Raw genomic sequence first — 16,983 nt, 5'->3', positions numbered from 1 at the left:
CAATCGGCCGCAGTCACCGGCAAGCAGCAGTTCGTAACTGTTATCCGATGCAAAGTTTGGCCATTGAATTTATAAAGGCGGCAAAGCACCGTATCAGGACGCCGTAAAGGTATTTTCCATCGGCCAGCGCATTTCCAGATGTTCAGTCAAATAATGCATAAAAGCTTTGACCTTGGGTGTGATGGCGGCGCGTTCCTGGACGCATATATAAATATCGAGCGGTTCAGCGTAGGCATAAGTTGAAGCGTGGCGATGTTCAAACAGAGGAACGAGTTGGCCACTTTCGATAAAGGGCGCCGCCACGAACTCCGCCAAACGGGTTATTCCCGCGCCACGGACGGCCATTTGGGCTAGAGCGTCAACATCGTCGCTGATTGCGGTCGCATTGAGAGTAGCGTCGTAACGTTGTCCATCCCGGATAAAACCCCAACGTAGAAAGCGTCCGTCTAGCGGGTAGCGAAACGGTAGACAGGCGTGGTGCTGGAGTTCTTCAGGATCGCGTGGCCAGCCGGCTCGTTCCAAATAGATGGGTGACGCGCAGATGATAAAAGGGACTGAAACGATCTTGCGAGCGACGATCCCCTCTTCTAGTTGTGGTTTTATCCGCAGGCTCAGATCAATGCCTTCTTGAATATGATTAATTTTGCGATCTGTGGTTGAGAGTTCAAGTATCAGGCGTGGGTAACGTGCAGCGAAGCCGGCGATTAGTGGCGCCAACACATGCCGCCCGAAAGCGGAGGTAGAAGCGATGCACAGTCGCCCTTGGAGTTGAGTCTGCGCGCTGGTGATCGCGCTTTGCGCCGATTCGAGATCACGCGCTATACGTTTCACTTTTTCGTAGTACACCATGCCGCTTTCGGTTAACGCCATGCTACGCGTGGTGCGCTGGAGAAGGCGCGTACCCAGGTGGGTTTCCAAGCGATTTAGGGTCTGGCTAATGGCTGCCGCACTGACGCCCAGGGTTTTGGCCGCGCCCACGATGGAGCCCGCTTCAACCACCTTGATAAAGCTAGCAATCGCCCCTAACAGGTTCATCTTTGTTCCAGCGAGAAGAGTCATTCATAAGATTTTGTTTATAAAGCAACCACTGCTAGCCGTCTAGTTGCTAATTTTTGATCTTGCTATGGTGTTCGTCACCTACCAATCGAAGATCAAAAAGGTCTGATATGAATCCAAAAACATCCTCTAAAGCTCTATTTTTCAACCAACGTAAGCTCTCGGTTCGCGCTACGCCTTATGTTTTCGCACTGTATATGGCCACCATCATGGCGCTCTTGATGTCATTCGTGATCACTGCGGCAAATTCCGGCATTGAGAATGATTACCTAAGTAATGCGCTGCACGCCTATAAATTGGCCATGCCAGTGGCATTCCTGTGCATACTCGTCGTTCGCCCCATTGTGCTCAAACTGGTGTCTTTGACTGTACACCCACATCGTTAAGGGCGACCGCTTGCGGCCTAATTGATGGGGCGTTGTGGACAACCCTATTGGGTCGACTGTTGCCGGCCGTCACAGGTCGGAGTCGACCTAAAGCTGACACTGTCCGCAGTCAGCTCCAAGCCTTCTCTCGATCCAGCAGGTTGTGGGCTATTCAGCGGCGCCACGATCCCTCGGGCAATTCGACCTGCCGATGGGCCGCAGCCAAGGCAACCTTCAGCCCCTCTTTATCCAGCGGTATGCAGTAGGCGGGTTTAGCCCGTTCGAATCGCCAGCTTTCATCAAGACTGCCCGCATCTACCGCGTCGAATCCAATCTCGTCCAGTAACTTGATCACCAGCGCTTTCGCCGCCGGATCATCCGCCGCGATCGGCAGTGCGCGTCGGTCGGGCGCTGCTTTCGGGCGCGCGTCCTGCACCAGGTCCTGGGCGAGGATTGCATTGAACGCCTTGACCACGCTGGAGTGGGGCAGGTGCTCGGCGAGCAAGCGGCTGGTGGTGGTTTCGAATCGGTCGAGAGCGGCAATGTGACCGTCGCGTTCCGGGTAGTAGTTATTGGCATCCAGCACGGTTTTGCCCTCTAGCCACTTGGCTGGCACGCTTCGGTAATGCTCAAGAGGAATTGCCACGAGTACAACTTCGCCAAATTGTGCTGCGTCCTCGATAGTGCCGACCTGACTGCCAGGAATGCCACTGCGCACGCTGCTCATGGTCTGCGGCCCACGTGAATTACTGAGCATCGCCTCGTGTCCCGCGGCGATGACCAATTGCGCCACTGCACGTCCGATGAAGCCTGCCCCAATAATGCCGATACGCATGTCCTTGCTCCGCTGGTTAAGTAAGAAGAAACCATGATGATTGCCAACCAACAGCAGATAAATAATCATCGGCTACTTAGTCTCGTTACCAGGAGTGTTGAATGATGGACCGTCTGACGAGCATGGGAGCGTTTGTGATGGCGGCGGAATCCGGCTCCTATGCCAGTGCTGCCGAGCGATTGGGCCTGTCGGCGCAGATGGTGGCCAAGCATGTTGCCGCGCTTGAGCAGCGGCTAGGTGCGCGGCTACTGAACCGTACCACCCGACGCCAGAGCCTGACTGAGTTGGGCAGTGCTTACTACGAACGCTGTAAGCACATTTTGAGCGAGGCTCAGGCAGCCGACTCCCTGGCGCAGATCATGAACGACACCCCGCGCGGCAAACTGAAAATCAGCGCTCCCGTCACGTTCGGTTCCTATAGCCTCATGCCTTTTGTGACGGAGTTTTTGCGTCAACACCCGGAAGTCGAAATCGATCTGCATTTGACCGATCGCTTCGTCGATCTGGTGGAGGAGGGTTATGAAGTGACTTTCAGAATTGGCCCGTTGACCGCGTCCAGTTTGACCGCCAGGCCGTTGGCACCTTATCGGTTGGTAGCCTGTGCGGCACCGAGCTACCTGACCGACCGCGGAGTGCCGCAAATACCGGATGATCTGAAGAACCATGAGTGTCTGGGGTATGCCTATTGGTCCCGGCCGGCCGACCGCGAATGGGTATTCTGCAAAGGCTCCGCAGTTGAACGGGTACAAGTCGTCAGTCGATTGCAGGTCAACGAGAGCAAAGCACTGCTGTCGGCAGCGCTGGACGGGTTCGGGATTGTCCTTGGTCCCGAAGATTTTCTTGAGCCCGCGTTGCGCAGCGGTGAGTTGGTTCGACTGTTAGCTGATTACGAAGCACCGAGCCGACAAATGCATTTGCTCTACACGGCCAATCGTCAGAGAACTGCCAAACTCCGACGATTTATCGAGGCTGCGCTCGTCCGCTTTGGTGCTCCTTGAGCAAGCTTTTGAGTTGTCTCAGCGGCATTGAATTGTGATTGATCGCGGTCGCAGGCTACTGCTTCATTGACTGGCTGCTGTTGGGCCGATTGTTGCCTGTCGCCAAGGGCAGTAAACGACCGATTCTGTTGAAAAAGTCGGTCTGCCCAAACTGCCTGATCATTGACTGGTGAAAACACCTTTTTTGCACGCTGCTACGTGAAATCTGGGTCCGGAAGCCACTGCAAAAAGTAAAGATTTCAATCTCGGACGCGTACTTTTCTGATACGCAAACCATGGCCGACTTTTTCAACAGAATCGGCCAGAAGCAGTCAATCGCTAAAACTCCAGCGCCCCAAACGGGCCGCTTTTTCTGCATATCTGCACGACTGGATAGCTAAGCGGCGCGTACTCGCGCCGAATACCTAAAATCCTTTAATCGCCTCACATCATGAACAAGACACGGAGAGCCCTATGGAGCAGCGCAAACACATTTGCGGCACAGACAAGATCAGAGTTCACGTTAAGGACGGTAGCGAGCTTAAGTACTGGGCACAAAAAAATTGTGGATTCCAAGAATGAGATAAGATCAGCCGTCAAGGAGGCTGGCGAGTCGCTTACCGCAGTCCAGCGGCGGATCAAGCTGATCCAGCACGCATGAGAAAGCAGTCCGGCCCAGTGTCGGGATTCGCTACCTGAAGTCCTCTCGCCCATCGCCATTCGCCTCCTGCTACGCTCTCACTTAGCGCCCCTAAGCAGCTCACGGCATCGTTGGGTCGCCAGGAGCCTAAAATGAAATGCGCATTTCTGACGTTCATAACCCTACTCACCTGCTCATCGGCAATAGCATCACCGCCAGATGGAGAAACACTTTTTCAAGATAACTGCGTTGTTTGTCACGGGCCTCGAGGCACGGGAGGATCGGCACCTAAGCTGGCCGGAGATTCCAGTGAATGGAAATCAAAAGTATTTGAGCGAGCAGTGCTGAGCGGTATCGACGACCATGGGAAGCCTCTGAAGGCGCCAATGCCGCATTGGGCTAGCGCTAGCTTCAAATCTGACAGCGGTGTAAAGCCAAGCAAACTTGAAATTGATGCAATTCAGAAATACCTGCATCAGCAAAAGTAGTGTGTTTGCTTCGACCGAATGCTTTCGTTTCGGCGACATGCTTTTCACGCAGTGCTCACATAATGGAGCGCAGATTACCCCTGCTCCTTTGAAGAATTCCCATTTGGCCCGCCCGCATGCGGGCCATTTTTTTGGCTGCTACGCGTTCCTGATTCAAAGGAGAAGTGGCCATACCTGACGTCTATGTTTCGAATCTTCGGCAGCTTCATCGACGCTGAGCAGAAAGGTGGTTAGCATCCCACAAACCTAAACGCGCCAAAGGCATCTAGCAGTACGGATGGAGCTGGCGGCCAGATCTAGGCTGCGGGCTATCGTAAGAAGTCATTTAGCACTGTTAGCATTGGCGGCTACGTTAGGTCGGGAGGCTGTTATGGAGGGCTCCGGAGTCGCGTCGTGCAAGATCTACCCGGTTGCGCCGCACTGGAGCATCACGCTGCGTCAATGCCTGTTGCAACCGCCGAGCCACTACTACACCAGGACAATACGTTTGAGCTTGGCGTTCAGTGCGGCGAACGCCGCTTCGGTACTGGCCTTGTGGTTGGTGATGAGCACGTCGATGCGTTCTGGCGGGCAGAAAGCGACGCGGCTCTCCACGCCGATCTTGCTGTAGTCGGCGAGGATGACCACGCCTTCGGCATTGTCGGCCATGGCGCGCGCCACTTCGGCTTCGCGGTGGTCGTAGTTGCTGGCACCGCGCTGGGCGTCGATGCCGACGGGCGATAACAGCGCGAGGTCGGCCCGATAGCGGCCAATTTCCGCCACCGTGGTGCCGCCAACCGTAGCGGGAGCACGGTCGCCGAGTGAACCGCCCAGTACGATCACCTCGTTGTGCTGGCCGCCTGGCACAGCGGGATTACGCAATTGCAACGCCACGTTGAACGAGTTGGTGATCACGGTCAGCCCTCCCAGCTTGGCCAGCTCTTCGGCGAGGATGACGGTGGTGGTGCCCGCGTCGATAAACACAGTCTGTCCGTGCGACAGCAGACTGACCGCTGCGCGCGCGAGGTCACGCTTGAATTTGACGTTGATGTTCGCCCGCTCGGCGATGGGCGCTTCGTCCTCAACGCGGATGGCGCCGCCGTGTATCCGCTTCAACTCTCCCTGTTCCTCCAGAGCGACCAAGTCGCGTCGCACCGTCTCGCGTGAAACGTTCAGCTCCGTGACGATGCGGTCGGTGGTGACGCGCTGCAAAGTCGATAGTAGTGCGCGGATCCGCTGGTAACGCTCTTCTTGCCACATACCGGGTGTCCCTGCTGTTCGAGTCGCTGTCCGAGCACGCATTGTGGAGAGGCGTCAGTCGCTGTCAAGTTTGGCGCGGCCTCGTGATCATTGGGTTGGCGCAGCCTGCGCGTCATGTTTGTGTGATATTGAGGCATTATTGTTTTTTTGTGTATTTGGAGCTAGCCTCGTGGCCGGACGGTTTCTTCCCCTCGTCCGCATTTCGAAACACGCTTTCGCCATCGCCTCGGTTGTAACCTCTCATTTAGAAGTAGGAGCTATGCCATGCAGCGTCGCCAGTTTCTGAACACCCTCGCCACCGTTTCCGTTGTCAGTCCGCTGTTGTTGTCGTCCCGCATAACGCAAGCCGCCACGCCCCCGGCCACACCAAGTGCGCTGGACCCGGCGCGCTGGTCGCCGCTCAACCAAAAGCGTCTGCAGGCGGTGATCGATGAGCACGGCGTCAAGAGCGCGTCCTACCGCCCTGACCAGCGCCCGTACGCGGTGTTCGACTGGGACAACACCTGCATCATGAACGACTGCGAAGAAGCGCTGCTGGTCTACCAGATCAATCATCTGCAGTACAAGCTGACGCCCGATGAGTTCGCTGAGGTGGTGCGTCAGGACGTGCCGAACGGCGCGTTCATGAAGGACTACACCACGGTGGACGGCAAGCCGGTCAAGATGGAAGACATCGCCAGCGACGTAGAAGCGGATTACCGCTGGTTGCACGCCAACTACAAGGGGCTCGCCGGCGACAAGAGCCTGGAAGAGATTCAGGCCAGCGAGCAGTACAAGGATTTTCTCGCCAAGCTCTACTTTATGTACGACGCGATCTGCGACAGTTACCCGGTGGAGATCGGCTATAAGTGGATTCTGTATTTCTACAAGAACATGACCACGGCTGAGTTGCAGGCGATGGCCGAGGCTTCCAACAACTACGCCATCGGCGACGCACTGCGCAAGGTCAAGTACGAGAGCTCACGCACGTTGCCGGGCAAGGCCGGGGTGGTGGCGGATACGCACTTTCATGGCATCCGCATCCATGAGGAAATCCGCGGCCTGATGCACACGCTGCGTGCCAACGGCATCGATGTCTATGTCAGCACCGCCTCCATCGACGATGTGGTACGCGTGTTCGCGGGCAATCCTCATTACGGATACGACGTGCCGCCTGAGAACGTGATCGGCCTGCGCATGGCGATGGAAGGCGGCAAGTACACCACTCGCTATCAGCCGGACTGGCACTTCAACTACGGGCCGGGCAAGACCGTCGGCATCAAGAACGTGCTGGTTAAACAGAAGGGCTATGGCCCGGTGTTGGTGGCTGGCGACAGCGATGGCGATGCCTGGATGCTGCGCGACTTCAACGATACGGCGGTGGGGGTGATCGTCAACCGCATGAAGAAGGGCGAGATCGGCGCCGACAGCCAGCAGGCCGCTACCCAATTGGGCACCCCGAACGCCCGCTTCATCCTGCAGGGGCGCAACGAGCACACTGGCCTGATGATTCCAGACGAGAAATCGCTCAAGTACGGTAAAGACGAGCTTAAGCTGCTGGCTTGATGGCACTGGCTCGCGGGTGGCCGGCGGCCATCCGCGAGCCGCAGTGCAACTCGCCTTGTACCTGCGGGAATGATGATTCTGCGCCGGAAAGTCGTTACCGCTACCGGCCCGAGTGAGTCAGTCGTATCGAGTCAAAATTGTGAGTGGCCCTGGAATTACGAGGCGTGCCCCACAGACCGTTTTTGGCCGATTGTTGCCTATCGTGAAGGATGAACCGTTTGTCAGGCGTACAAGCCATACCCTGCCGCGATGATCAGCGGAGAAACCAGCAGCGTTGCCCAGAACCCCGATTTTGGAACAGCAATGACGCAAATGATCGAGATCATAAGCACATAGATGCCAACCATTTTAAGTAGCGCGAGATCGCCAACGGCTACGGCATGAATCGCTGTCTGCCCTGCGAGCATAAAAAGCGGCCCCAGCATGGTAAACCAGAGGGCAGTACGCCGATCTTCGTGCGCTTTGAATTGGTCAACGAAGCCAGAGTCTACAGCGGCGGCGAATGCTGTTTTGAACTTGATAATACCGAACGGAATATGGAGGACACCCAGGGCGAACAGGGTCCATGCGACGATGTTGGACATGTCTTATATGCTCCGTAACGGTGAGGTTGGCTTAGAAGTGGTCACGGCAAATGCGACATTGTTCAGGGAGTAACGCAACATGGGTGACGGCAAGGGCTGCTGCCCGCGAATGAAGCTACCCATTTGCCATCACCGTGTCCATTGTCCACTTTTGAGCGTTCTCTACCAGTCATCACCGGCATCAATCGACTGTGGATTCAACCGATCGACGCAGATTGGCTAAATCGATTAGCCCCTTTTAACCATTGCAATAGGTGGGCGGCACAGTAGAGGCAGCCATGTCCCACGTCAGCATTATCTGGGTGATGGCCGCATCAATGACCCCATGCTGCGTGTTATCCCGAGCAAGGATGGAAATGCCCTGCAAGAAACTGTCGAACACCGTAGCCATCGCGGGCGCGTAAAAATTGCCCGGCAACTGACCGGCACTGACACCCCGCTCAACACACGCCAAAATCCCCGCGCGAGTGCGGGCGCGAGATTGGGTCAGGGCGTCGACCACCCGCGCATTCTCTGGGCTGGGCGCGCTCATCATGCCGAGGGTCACCATGCAACCCTTGGGATGGCCTTCTTCACACTGCATGCGCGCCGACTGGCGCAGAGCTGTCTCGATGGCCTGGCGTGGCGGCAGGCTCTCGTCCCACAGGCATTCGGTGACCTGGGCGAAGGTCGCCAGGTAACGCTGTACACACTCATCAAACAACGCTTCCTTGGAACCGAACGCCGCGTAAAAACTCGGCGCGGAGATCCCGCCACCGAGTCCGGCTTTCAACTGAGCGAGGGAGGTTGCGTCGTAGCCTTGTTGCCAAAACAGGTGCAAGGCCTGTTCTACGGCGTGGTCGCGGTCGAAGGTGCGGGGGCGGCCCATTTGCGCCATTTCAAGGCTCCTCTGAATACCGAGATAAATACTAGTCGATACATAAGTCGTTGACAACAAGCGCTGGCTGCCCTCAACATTTGTATCGATCAGTATTTAAATCTGAAGTCCTCGCTCAAGGAGTCTCCCGTGACACCCTCAATCACCTTATCGGCAGCACCCGACCGCCTGCCCATCGGCGCGTTGCTTGCTCTGGCCATGACCGGCTTCATCTGCATCGTCACCGAAACCCTGCCCGCTGGCCTGTTACCGCTGATCAGTGAAGGCCTGGCGATTTCCCCCTCCATGGCCGGCCAGATGGTCACCGCTTACGCTCTGGGCTCGGTGCTGGCGGTCATCCCCATGACCATCGCCACCCGCGACTGGCGCCGCCGTAACGTGCTGCTGCTGACCATCGTCGGTTTCTTGCTGTTCAATTCCATCACTGCGCTGTCATCCCATTACGGCGTGACTCTGGTGGCGCGCTTCTTCGCCGGTGTCGCGGCGGGGTTGGCCTGGAGCCTGCTGGCCGGCTACGCACGCCGCATGGTGGCGCCCCATCAACAGGGCAAGGCGCTGGCGCTGGCCATGGTCGGCACACCGATTGCTTTGTCCCTGGGCGTGCCCCTCGGCACCTGGCTCGGCGGCCTCGTGGGTTGGCGCACCACCTTCGGCATCATGTCGGCGCTGACCCTGGTGCTGATAATCTGGGTACTGGTGAAAGTCCCTGACTACCCACCCCAAGCTGCGCACCAGCGCATGTCGCTGCGCTCCGTGCTGACCACGCCGGGCGTACAACCTGTACTAGCGGTGGTGATCAGCTGGATGCTGGCACACAACATTCTCTACACCTACATCGCACCGTTTGTGGCGTCGGCGGGGTTGGGGGATCAAGTGGATTTGGTGTTGTTGGTGTTTGGTATTGCGGCGTTGGTGGGGATTTGGGTGACTGCCAAATTGGTTGAGCCATTGTTGCGCAAGACTGTGTTGGTGAGCTTGGCAGCGTTTGCGGCGGTTTGCGTGATGTTAGGTTTTTTGGGTAGCGTGCCTGAGGTGATCTACATCGGCGTAGCGGTTTGGGGGTTGAGCTTCGGAGGGGCGGCGACGTTGCTGCAAACGGCACTGGCGGACGCGGCCGGGGAGGGGGCGGATGTGGCGTTGTCGTTGAATGTGGTGGCCTGGAATAGCGCAATTGCGGGGAGTGGGGTGGTGGGTGGGGTGTTGCTGGATAGGTGGGGCGTCGCCTCTTTTCCATGGGCAATGGTGGTGTTGGTGGGTGTGGGGTTTGCAATTGTCTGGAGCGCTCGGGTTCACGGCTTCAAATCGGGCCCGCGTGCGGCTGGCAGGCCTGCGGTTGCGGGGCACTGAACCACATGAAAAAGCGGCTATCTGAGGGTGCGGCCTTAAATCGATAGCAGCTTTTTGATTCGGAAATCGGAAAAACAACGCTCGACTATGGTACAGCCGTCTGATGAGCCTCCAGGGCGAACCGTGTTCTCAAAGGTGAGGGTATTGAGATGCATGTCGGTGTCCTTGCATGAAAAAATCGCGATTACACACATAGGACGGGCTTCAGGCAAGACGAGGGGGCTTCAGGCGAAGGACCGCTTTTGGCCGATTCTGTTGAAAAAGTAGCTCCCCTATTTGGCCTGCGGCAAAATTGCTGCATTGGCCAGCAGGGAAGCACGCAGCATGATGGGACAGTTATCGAGTGGGCAGGAGCGACTGTTTTACTCGTTCAACCTTGAAGATCACATCCCAGCCAATCACCTTTTGCGCAGCATTGATCAGTGTCTCGATCTAAGCGACCTGCGCCATTACCTCGCCGATTTCTACAGCCCGATTGGGCGTCCGTCGATTGATCCCGAACTGATGATTCGCATGCTGATCGTGGGTTATTGCTACGGTATTCGCTCCGAGAGACGGCTGTGCGAAGAGGCTCACTTGAACCTGGCGTATCGTTGGTTCTGCCGGTTGAGCCTTGAAGATGAAGTCCCTAATCACTCGACCTTTTCCAAAAATCGACATGGCCGCTTTCGGGACAGTGATCTGTTTCGCTGGTTGTTCAATGAAGTGCTGCGTCGCTGCATGGACGCAGGTCTGGTCAAGGGTGAAGGATTTGCCGTGGATGCCAGCATCATCAAAGCGGATGCGAGTCGGCAGCGCGGTGTACCAGGTGATGAACCGGTCAACTGGAGCGATCCGGCCCTGAGTACCCGCGCCGTGCGTGAGTACCTTGAAGCTCTCGATGAAGAGGCTCTGGCCGAAACGCTACCGAAGCGCCTGTCGCTGACGGATCCTCAAGCCCGCTGGACCGCAGCTCCAGGTGGGCCAGCGTTCTACGCTTACTCCACGAATTATCTGATCGATACCGAGCAAGGCGTAATCATGGATGTGGAACCCACACCGGCTCATCGAACGGCGGAGGTTGAGAGCACCAAGACGATGATCGAACGAGTCGAAGCGCAATTCGACATCAAGCCGGAACGCCTCATCGGCGATACCGCGTACGGCACTGCGCCGATGTTGGCCTGGATGGTGGAGGAAAAAGACATCAAGCCGCATGTGCCGGTGTGGGACAAAACCGAGCGCAAGAACGACAGTTTCTCGAACAGCGATTTCCACTGGAATGAAGAGACTGAGGAATACCGCTGTCCGGCCGGCAACGCATTGCGCAGCGAATGGCGAGCCTTCAAGAATGAGCGTTCACACGTCACCAAGGCCAACACCATCATCTTCCGATCCCGGCAGGCCGACTGCGTTGAATGTCCGATGAAAGCCCAATGCTGCCCGAACACTGCGTTCCGTAAGATCGCTCGCAGCGTCCATGAAGCCGCGCGTGATGTGGCTCGGCAAATCGCAACGACACCTGCGTATGTGCGCTCTCGCCACGAACGTAAAAAGGTCGAAATGTTGTTTGCCCACCTCAAGCGCATCCTGAAATTGGATCGCCTGCGCCTACGTGGCATGAGTGGCGCGACTGATGAATTCACGCTGGCCGCTGCGGTGCAGAACCTGCGACGTCTGGCCAAATTTACCTCTCAAGGGCCACCGGTCACGGGATAGGTGCGTCTGCACGAAACAAAAAACCTAAAACCAACCCAATAACCGAGCGGCAAAGCTCAACGAAGGGCCGAAAAACCACTCAATGTGGTGAGTAGGTTCTCCAGTGCTGGTCGTGCCTGAGTTCAGGCCAGCTGAAAATCCGACTTTTTCAACAGAATCGGCCGTTTGCAGCCGTTTGCAGCCGGTCGTGAAGGGCAGAAATTCATCGCGTTCACTAAGATCTGAGGTGTTGGTAGTCAAACGGAGGCGCGCAATGAATCGGTCATCGCTATTTTTCGGATCGTTCAGCATCGCCTTTAGCGCGACAGCCGCTGTTCCACCGCCCATGGGCCCATTCGATGTGATCGAATGGCCGGCCACTCTGAAGGAGGCCCCTTCGCAAGGCGCTACGCTTGGGGCGTTCGTCATTCAATTCGAGAAAACAACGCTAGCGCAGGTGATGAGCGAAGCTTCCGTTGGCACCCTCGCACATCGAGGCGATGCAGGTGCAAGTGTGTATTGGTTGTGCTTCAGCCAGCCAAGTGTCGGCGTGCGGATATGGATCATCTCGAATGCCGAGATGGGCGGGGACAGCCACTATGTGACCAGTGTTGTCGCCGAAAAACTCAAGACTGCACGGCCGAGCAGTGACTGTCCTGCGTTACCGGCACAGTTGCATCCTGTGTCATTTGCCAATCACCTATGGCCAGGTTCTACAGATATAGATATTCAAAGAGTGCTCGGGATACCTTCACATCAGAATGGCGCATGGCGGACTTTCGACTTCCAGGGCAGAAAGCAAGGCAAGTGCGAAGGCGGATACGACGTGTATAACTGGCTGTGGACACGGTCGGACAACGGGCGCGTCAACAGGATTGATGCGGGTCAAATAACCAGCTGCTAGTCGCACTTTTGATACCGCTTCTGATCAGAGGCAGCTTCACGTAGTGAGGCAGTCAGACAACGGATATGGCCACCTTGAACGGCCGCCTATGAGCTAGAGGCAGGATGAATAAGCCAGACATATTGCGCAAGCAGTGCCGCAATCAAACCGATTCCTCCTTGAATGCGTACCCATCGAACAGCCGTTTTACTACCAAGGGATTCGCTTGTAATACTGAATATGGTTTTCATGTACCACATCCAGATACGACTTTGTTGTACATAAGCGAGCACGCGTTCCGGTGCAAACGCCATTGCAGTCGATATGAATACACACCACAAAATAGTCAATAACAGGAACAGCCTGAGCATTTATGCCTCCCGTTGCGCTTCCCCAATGCTTTGTTGGCTAGTGACCACCATATACCTCGCCCCGCTGCTGAAGGGCGACGAAAGCCGCTGCTGTTATCTGCTGATCTGTCCAGTTTCTGGTTAACCATATAGTCAGAGCCGCGCCGGACAGGTGCCACCACAGCATTCGCTGTGTTGAGTCCTGTTTGATCAAGTGTTCAGAGGCCGCCCACCAGGCGACCTGCATATTCCTATCGTTGTTACCTTTCAAAATGAAAAGGTCGTACAGATATGAGTACGGGCTCAACTGCACTATTACCGGCTCGCCTGAGCCTTTGGCCAGGCTCCATACCCACTCACGCTGCGCAGTGGATATAGCTTGAGAGGGGGGCGAAGGATACTGCGATATTCTGCTCAGACCGACCCAATAGGCAGCCCAAGGCAGGATCAGTGCCAGTCCGAGAGTCCCGATGAGCAATAAGCCAACACGACGCATCATGAGGCTGAGTCCCTTTGCCAGAAAGTAACCATCGCTGCCTTTTTCCTATTGTGGGGGACTTATGGAATAGTGCTTTGTAAAGGCGAGTCATGTGAGCCGCGCATGAGGCGGCTCTCAACCCAGTATGGATGCGACGGACAAACAATGAACACTGCTCAACTATCGATTCGACAGTACATCAAAGCCAAGGACGGCAACCGTCCACATTTGTTGCACCAGGCCTTTACGCCAGACGCGATCCTGGACATGGTCGTGCGCACCGGATCCATCTCGTTTCCACCCCACGTCGAAGGCCTTGGGCCTATCGGTGATGTGCTGGTCAGGCGGTTCGGCCAGACCTTCGAAAACGTCTATACCTTCTGCCTGGGACACCCACCTGAACCGCAGGCCAAAACCTTCCAGTGCAAATGGCTGGTCGGCATGTCCGACAAGCACTCCGGTGAAGCCCGGGTCGGTTGCGGTCTGTATGAATGGCAGTTCAGCCCCGAGTCGGGACTTGTCCAGAGGCTCGCTATCACCATCGAGCACATGAAAACCCTGCCAGCGACTGATCTGCACTGCATCATGGAGTGGCTATCGCATCTGGATTACCCATGGTGCCGCCCGCAAGCGTTAGTGAGCAATGCTCCAGACATAGACACGCTTGAAGAGGTGATCCAGTACGTTACGGCCAATATTCCAACTCGCTCCTCGCCGGTGGACGGGTCGTCGCTATCTCAATAGTCGCTCAACCTGCGCCAACTCCCAGGTGCTCAGTAAACTGACCGGGTCAGTGCCGTAACGCCAGGCCTGGAGTGTTCCCTCGCGACCGTCCGGACTCCGGCAGTGTTGGCAGTGGTGCAAGCGGTTGCCGTCGAAGTCGAGGGTCAGACGCCAGCCTTCGATATCGACCTGTACCTGACCGGGTTCACACGGTTCGTGGAGGCGCCGCAACGGGAGGACTTCCAGGGCGGCGTCTCGCAGGCGTTGGCAGACTTCGCGGGCGGTGAGGGCGGGTGTCGGGGTTAGGCTCTGCAAGGTCATTCTCATTCTTGGGAGTAGCTTTTGGAGCATTGTAACGAGACACGCCGGCGTCATATCACCGGATACGGATTCTCGGTGTCACGGACATGCCGACTCGCAGCTTCGCCGCCGCGGGCTGATCGGGATCGATACGAATGCGTACAGGCAAGCGCTGGACGATCTTCGTGAAGTTGCCGGTGGCGTTGTGCGGCGCGACGGCGGAGTAGGTGACTCCGCTGGCCGGTCCCAGGCTGTCCACCGTTCCTTGCAGCGTCTCGCCCGGCAAGGCATCCACCTCGATATCCACGGCTTGACCCTTTTGTACGCGCGCCAGTTGCGTCTCCCTGTAGTTGGCCGTGACATAGACGGCATCGAGCGGAACAATCGCCAGCAAGGGTTTTCCGGCATTGACGAAAGCACCGATACGCACCGATTTCTGTCCGATTGTGCCGCCGATCGGCGCAGTGATGCGGGTATAGGAAAGTTTCAGCTCTGCGGTGGCTTGTGCGGCTTGCGCGTGGGCAAGAGCCGCCCTGGCTTTCTCCAGATCAGCTTTCAGGATATCCACTTGTTGCCGAGCGGCCTGTAAACCTGCCTGGCTCGTTTCCCCACGGGCCTGTTGAATGCTCAATTGCGCTTCGGCCTGTTGCCGCGCTTGCACCGTTCCCGAGCCGTCGGTGGCCAGGTTGCGATAACGGGTCTGATTGACGCTGGCCAGCTTGAGCGCAGCGTCGTCTGCGGCAACGGCCGCTTGGGCCTGGCGGATGGCGGTTTCCTGCTGAATCAGGTGCGCTTGCAGGCTGGCGATGCCGGCCCGGGCACTGGCGACCTCGGCCTTCGCTGCGTTCAGGGCCGCAACGAAATCACGGTCGTCAATGATCGCAAGCAGATCGCCTTTCTTGACCAGCTGGTTGTCTTCGACCATCACTGAGTCGACCGTTCCCGACACCTGCGGTGCGACCGTGGTGAAGTCGGCGTGGACATAGGCATCGTCCGTGGACTGGGTCGATGCGCTGGATTCGGGGCGATTGAGATAGAGAACACCGCCGATCGCCACTGCAAGCAGTAGCACCGCGCTGATGATCCTGGCTTTCTTTGGCAAGGCCATGATGGGTTATCCGTGTGAGGAAGATGAAGGAGAGGAAGAGGGCGAGGCCGCGCGCACGTCGGGTGCGGGGATGTAGGTCAGCCGCAGCACCAGAGGAATCAATGCCAGCGCCAGAATGCCCAGCACGCGATAGGCGTCGGCGATCGACAGCACCTGCGACTGCTGCCCGATGAGGTCCATCAATTGGGAAGGCTCAAGCGCCAGGGCGTTATCTGCCAGGGCCGCATGGTTCAGCAGCATTTCCCCATGGAAACGACCGCGCACGGTCATCAGCTGTCCGACCACTGCCGCACCGGCCAGTGAACCGAAGGCGCGCAGGGTGTTGATGGTGCCGGACACATAAGGTCCTTCGGGGGGCTGCACAACGCTGGTGACCAGAAACAGCATCGATACCACCGCCATTGGCTGGCCGAACGCTTGCAGCGTTTGCACCACGACGAACTGCTCGCGGTTCCAGTCGGAAGTCAATTGCGCCCCGCAAAAACAAGCCAGCGCGATCAACAACAGCCCCAACGTGAACACGATGCGCGCATCGACCCGCTTCTGATACAGCAGCAGCGCCACCACAGGCCCCAAGACCAGTTGCGGCAAGGCGACGATCAAACCGATCGATGCCATTTGCAGGGGTCGGTAGTTCTGCAACGGGCCCAGATAGCTGGCCGGCAAGAGTGAGCTGGACATCAGCACCACCAACAGGCAGACAAACAGAATGCAGCCCAGCCCCAGGTTGCGGCGGCCGAGAATCTGCAATTTGATGAACGGTGAGGGGTGATACCACTCAGTCAGCAGGTAGACGGCCAGCAGTGCCAGTCCGGCCACCAGCGATAAGGTGATCGAGGGCGAATGAAACCAGTCCAGCCGCACGCCTTGATCCAGTGCAACGGTGATCAAACCGAGCGCGGGCACACCGCAAGCCATGCCAGACCAATTGGCTTGCCCAAAGCGTGGGATCTGGATGGGCTCCCGCGGCAGTCCCCACCCGACCAACAATCCGGCGATGAGGGTCAGGGGAATGATCTGCCAGTACACCCAGCGCCAGTCGAACAGCCCATCCGTCCAGTACCCGGCCAGCCAGATCGAGAGATTGGGCGCGAAGGTCGCGGTCATCGCATACAGCGCCAGCCCATACAGCCGTATGGGCGCTGGCAGGAATTTCAGCGCCGCCATCATCAGCAACGGAATCGTCGTGCCGCAGGCAATGCCTTGCACAAAGCGCAAGGTCAGCAGCAGGTTCAGATCGTGGATGAAGGGCAGGATCACCGCTAGCAGTGCACAACTGCCGAGCATCCACAGTTCGAAGCGCCGCAGCGATAGCGTAATGGCAAACCACGCCGCAAAGGGCATGGCAATCAGTTCCCCGGCGCTGTACGCGGTGGTCAGCCAGGAGGCATCGTCGAGGCCAAAACCGAGTGCACCGCGTACATCGGCCAACGCCAATGCGCCGACGCGGGTGTTCAAACCCGCCATCATGGCTGCGATGAAAATCCCGACGAGACCTGCCATTGGGCGTA

18 protein-coding genes are annotated in these 16,983 nt (G+C 57.3%); 8 read left to right on the top strand and 10 right to left on the bottom strand.

Annotation, left to right across the window (positions count from 1 at the left end; translation table 11 throughout):
- Nucleotides 1-93 precede the first annotated feature (93 nt).
- Entirely contained in the window at nucleotides 94-1,035 is a 942-nt protein-coding gene (locus tag LOY28_RS18340; protein WP_258612320.1) for a LysR family transcriptional regulator, read from the bottom strand.
- A 131-nt stretch (nucleotides 1,036-1,166) separates the two neighbouring features.
- Here LOY28_RS18340 and LOY28_RS18335 point away from each other — a divergent pair, with 131 nt between their 5' ends.
- Nucleotides 1,167-1,442, top strand: a complete 276-nt coding sequence (locus LOY28_RS18335; protein WP_018925645.1) for a DUF2798 domain-containing protein — start codon at nucleotides 1,167-1,169, stop codon at nucleotides 1,440-1,442.
- Between the two features lie 151 nt (nucleotides 1,443-1,593).
- Here the strand turns inward: LOY28_RS18335 and LOY28_RS18330 are convergent, their stop codons facing one another.
- On the bottom strand, nucleotides 1,594-2,256 hold the full coding sequence (locus tag LOY28_RS18330; RefSeq protein ID WP_064621306.1) for an NADPH-dependent F420 reductase: 663 nt from the start codon (nucleotides 2,254-2,256) through the stop codon (nucleotides 1,594-1,596).
- Nucleotides 2,257-2,357: 101 nt separating this feature from the next.
- On the opposite strand from LOY28_RS18330, the gene LOY28_RS18325 reads away from it, so the two are divergent.
- Nucleotides 2,358-3,254 (top strand): LysR family transcriptional regulator, encoded by an 897-nt coding sequence (locus LOY28_RS18325; RefSeq protein ID WP_172901176.1) that lies wholly within the window; start codon nucleotides 2,358-2,360, stop codon nucleotides 3,252-3,254.
- 771 nt (nucleotides 3,255-4,025) lie between these two features.
- Complete coding sequence (locus LOY28_RS18320) at nucleotides 4,026-4,361, top strand: cytochrome c (protein ID WP_086944916.1); 336 nt, start codon at nucleotides 4,026-4,028, stop codon at nucleotides 4,359-4,361.
- Between the two features lie 468 nt (nucleotides 4,362-4,829).
- On the opposite strand, the gene LOY28_RS18315 is transcribed toward LOY28_RS18320, so the two are convergent.
- The gene (locus LOY28_RS18315) at nucleotides 4,830-5,600 is read right to left on the bottom strand and encodes a DeoR/GlpR family DNA-binding transcription regulator (RefSeq protein ID WP_085717995.1); all 771 of its coding nucleotides are present in this window, start codon (nucleotides 5,598-5,600) and stop codon (nucleotides 4,830-4,832) included.
- A gap of 264 nt (nucleotides 5,601-5,864) precedes the next feature.
- On the opposite strand from LOY28_RS18315, the gene LOY28_RS18310 reads away from it, so the two are divergent.
- Complete coding sequence (locus LOY28_RS18310; RefSeq protein ID WP_018925648.1) at nucleotides 5,865-7,145, top strand: HAD family hydrolase; 1,281 nt, start codon at nucleotides 5,865-5,867, stop codon at nucleotides 7,143-7,145.
- 221 nt (nucleotides 7,146-7,366) lie between these two features.
- On the opposite strand, the gene LOY28_RS18305 is transcribed toward LOY28_RS18310, so the two are convergent.
- The gene (locus LOY28_RS18305) at nucleotides 7,367-7,729 is read right to left on the bottom strand and encodes a DUF6463 family protein (protein ID WP_258612319.1); all 363 of its coding nucleotides are present in this window, start codon (nucleotides 7,727-7,729) and stop codon (nucleotides 7,367-7,369) included.
- A 238-nt stretch (nucleotides 7,730-7,967) separates the two neighbouring features.
- The gene (locus LOY28_RS18300) at nucleotides 7,968-8,606 is read right to left on the bottom strand and encodes a TetR/AcrR family transcriptional regulator (protein WP_111455123.1); all 639 of its coding nucleotides are present in this window, start codon (nucleotides 8,604-8,606) and stop codon (nucleotides 7,968-7,970) included.
- Between the two features lie 129 nt (nucleotides 8,607-8,735).
- Here LOY28_RS18300 and LOY28_RS18295 point away from each other — a divergent pair, with 129 nt between their 5' ends.
- From LOY28_RS18295 to LOY28_RS18285, 3 genes are all read left to right on the top strand, one after another.
- Nucleotides 8,736-9,953 carry an MFS transporter gene (locus LOY28_RS18295; protein ID WP_111455122.1) on the top strand — a complete coding sequence of 406 codons (1,218 nt, stop codon included), beginning with the start codon at nucleotides 8,736-8,738 and terminating at the stop codon, nucleotides 9,951-9,953.
- Between the two features lie 324 nt (nucleotides 9,954-10,277).
- Nucleotides 10,278-11,651 (top strand): transposase, encoded by a 1,374-nt coding sequence (locus LOY28_RS18290; protein ID WP_258612318.1) that lies wholly within the window; start codon nucleotides 10,278-10,280, stop codon nucleotides 11,649-11,651.
- Nucleotides 11,652-11,904: 253 nt separating this feature from the next.
- On the top strand, nucleotides 11,905-12,534 hold the full coding sequence (locus tag LOY28_RS18285) for a hypothetical protein (protein WP_258612317.1): 630 nt from the start codon (nucleotides 11,905-11,907) through the stop codon (nucleotides 12,532-12,534).
- A gap of 86 nt (nucleotides 12,535-12,620) precedes the next feature.
- Here LOY28_RS18285 and LOY28_RS18280 read toward each other — a convergent pair whose 3' ends face one another.
- Nucleotides 12,621-12,884, bottom strand: coding sequence for a hypothetical protein (locus LOY28_RS18280; protein WP_156523297.1), 264 nt, complete (start codon nucleotides 12,882-12,884; stop codon nucleotides 12,621-12,623).
- A 37-nt stretch (nucleotides 12,885-12,921) separates the two neighbouring features.
- Complete coding sequence (locus tag LOY28_RS18275; RefSeq protein WP_064618583.1) at nucleotides 12,922-13,362, bottom strand: hypothetical protein; 441 nt, start codon at nucleotides 13,360-13,362, stop codon at nucleotides 12,922-12,924.
- A gap of 144 nt (nucleotides 13,363-13,506) precedes the next feature.
- Here LOY28_RS18275 and LOY28_RS18270 point away from each other — a divergent pair, with 144 nt between their 5' ends.
- Nucleotides 13,507-14,085: a hypothetical protein gene (locus LOY28_RS18270; RefSeq protein ID WP_258612316.1), complete on the top strand. Its 579-nt coding sequence runs from the start codon at nucleotides 13,507-13,509 to the stop codon at nucleotides 14,083-14,085.
- Here LOY28_RS18270 and LOY28_RS18265 read toward each other — a convergent pair.
- Genes LOY28_RS18265 through LOY28_RS18255 form a run of 3 tightly spaced genes read right to left on the bottom strand, consistent with a single transcriptional unit; the run spans nucleotide 14,074 to nucleotide 16,975 of the window.
- Entirely contained in the window at nucleotides 14,074-14,385 is a 312-nt protein-coding gene (locus LOY28_RS18265; protein ID WP_086944911.1) for a hypothetical protein, read from the bottom strand. The genes LOY28_RS18270 and LOY28_RS18265 overlap by 12 nt on opposite strands.
- Nucleotides 14,386-14,440: 55 nt before the next feature.
- Nucleotides 14,441-15,472: an HlyD family secretion protein gene (locus tag LOY28_RS18260; RefSeq protein WP_096479969.1), complete on the bottom strand. Its 1,032-nt coding sequence runs from the start codon at nucleotides 15,470-15,472 to the stop codon at nucleotides 14,441-14,443.
- 6 nt (nucleotides 15,473-15,478) lie between these two features.
- The gene (locus LOY28_RS18255; RefSeq protein WP_258612315.1) at nucleotides 15,479-16,975 is read right to left on the bottom strand and encodes an MFS transporter; all 1,497 of its coding nucleotides are present in this window, start codon (nucleotides 16,973-16,975) and stop codon (nucleotides 15,479-15,481) included.
- Between the last annotated feature and the right edge of the window lie 8 nt (nucleotides 16,976-16,983).

The organism is Pseudomonas sp. B21-017, assembly GCF_024749245.1.
Lineage (GTDB): Bacteria > Pseudomonadota > Gammaproteobacteria > Pseudomonadales > Pseudomonadaceae > Aquipseudomonas.
The sequence above is the reverse complement of the archived record's forward strand: the minus strand, read 5'-3'. Positions and strand labels throughout refer to the sequence as shown.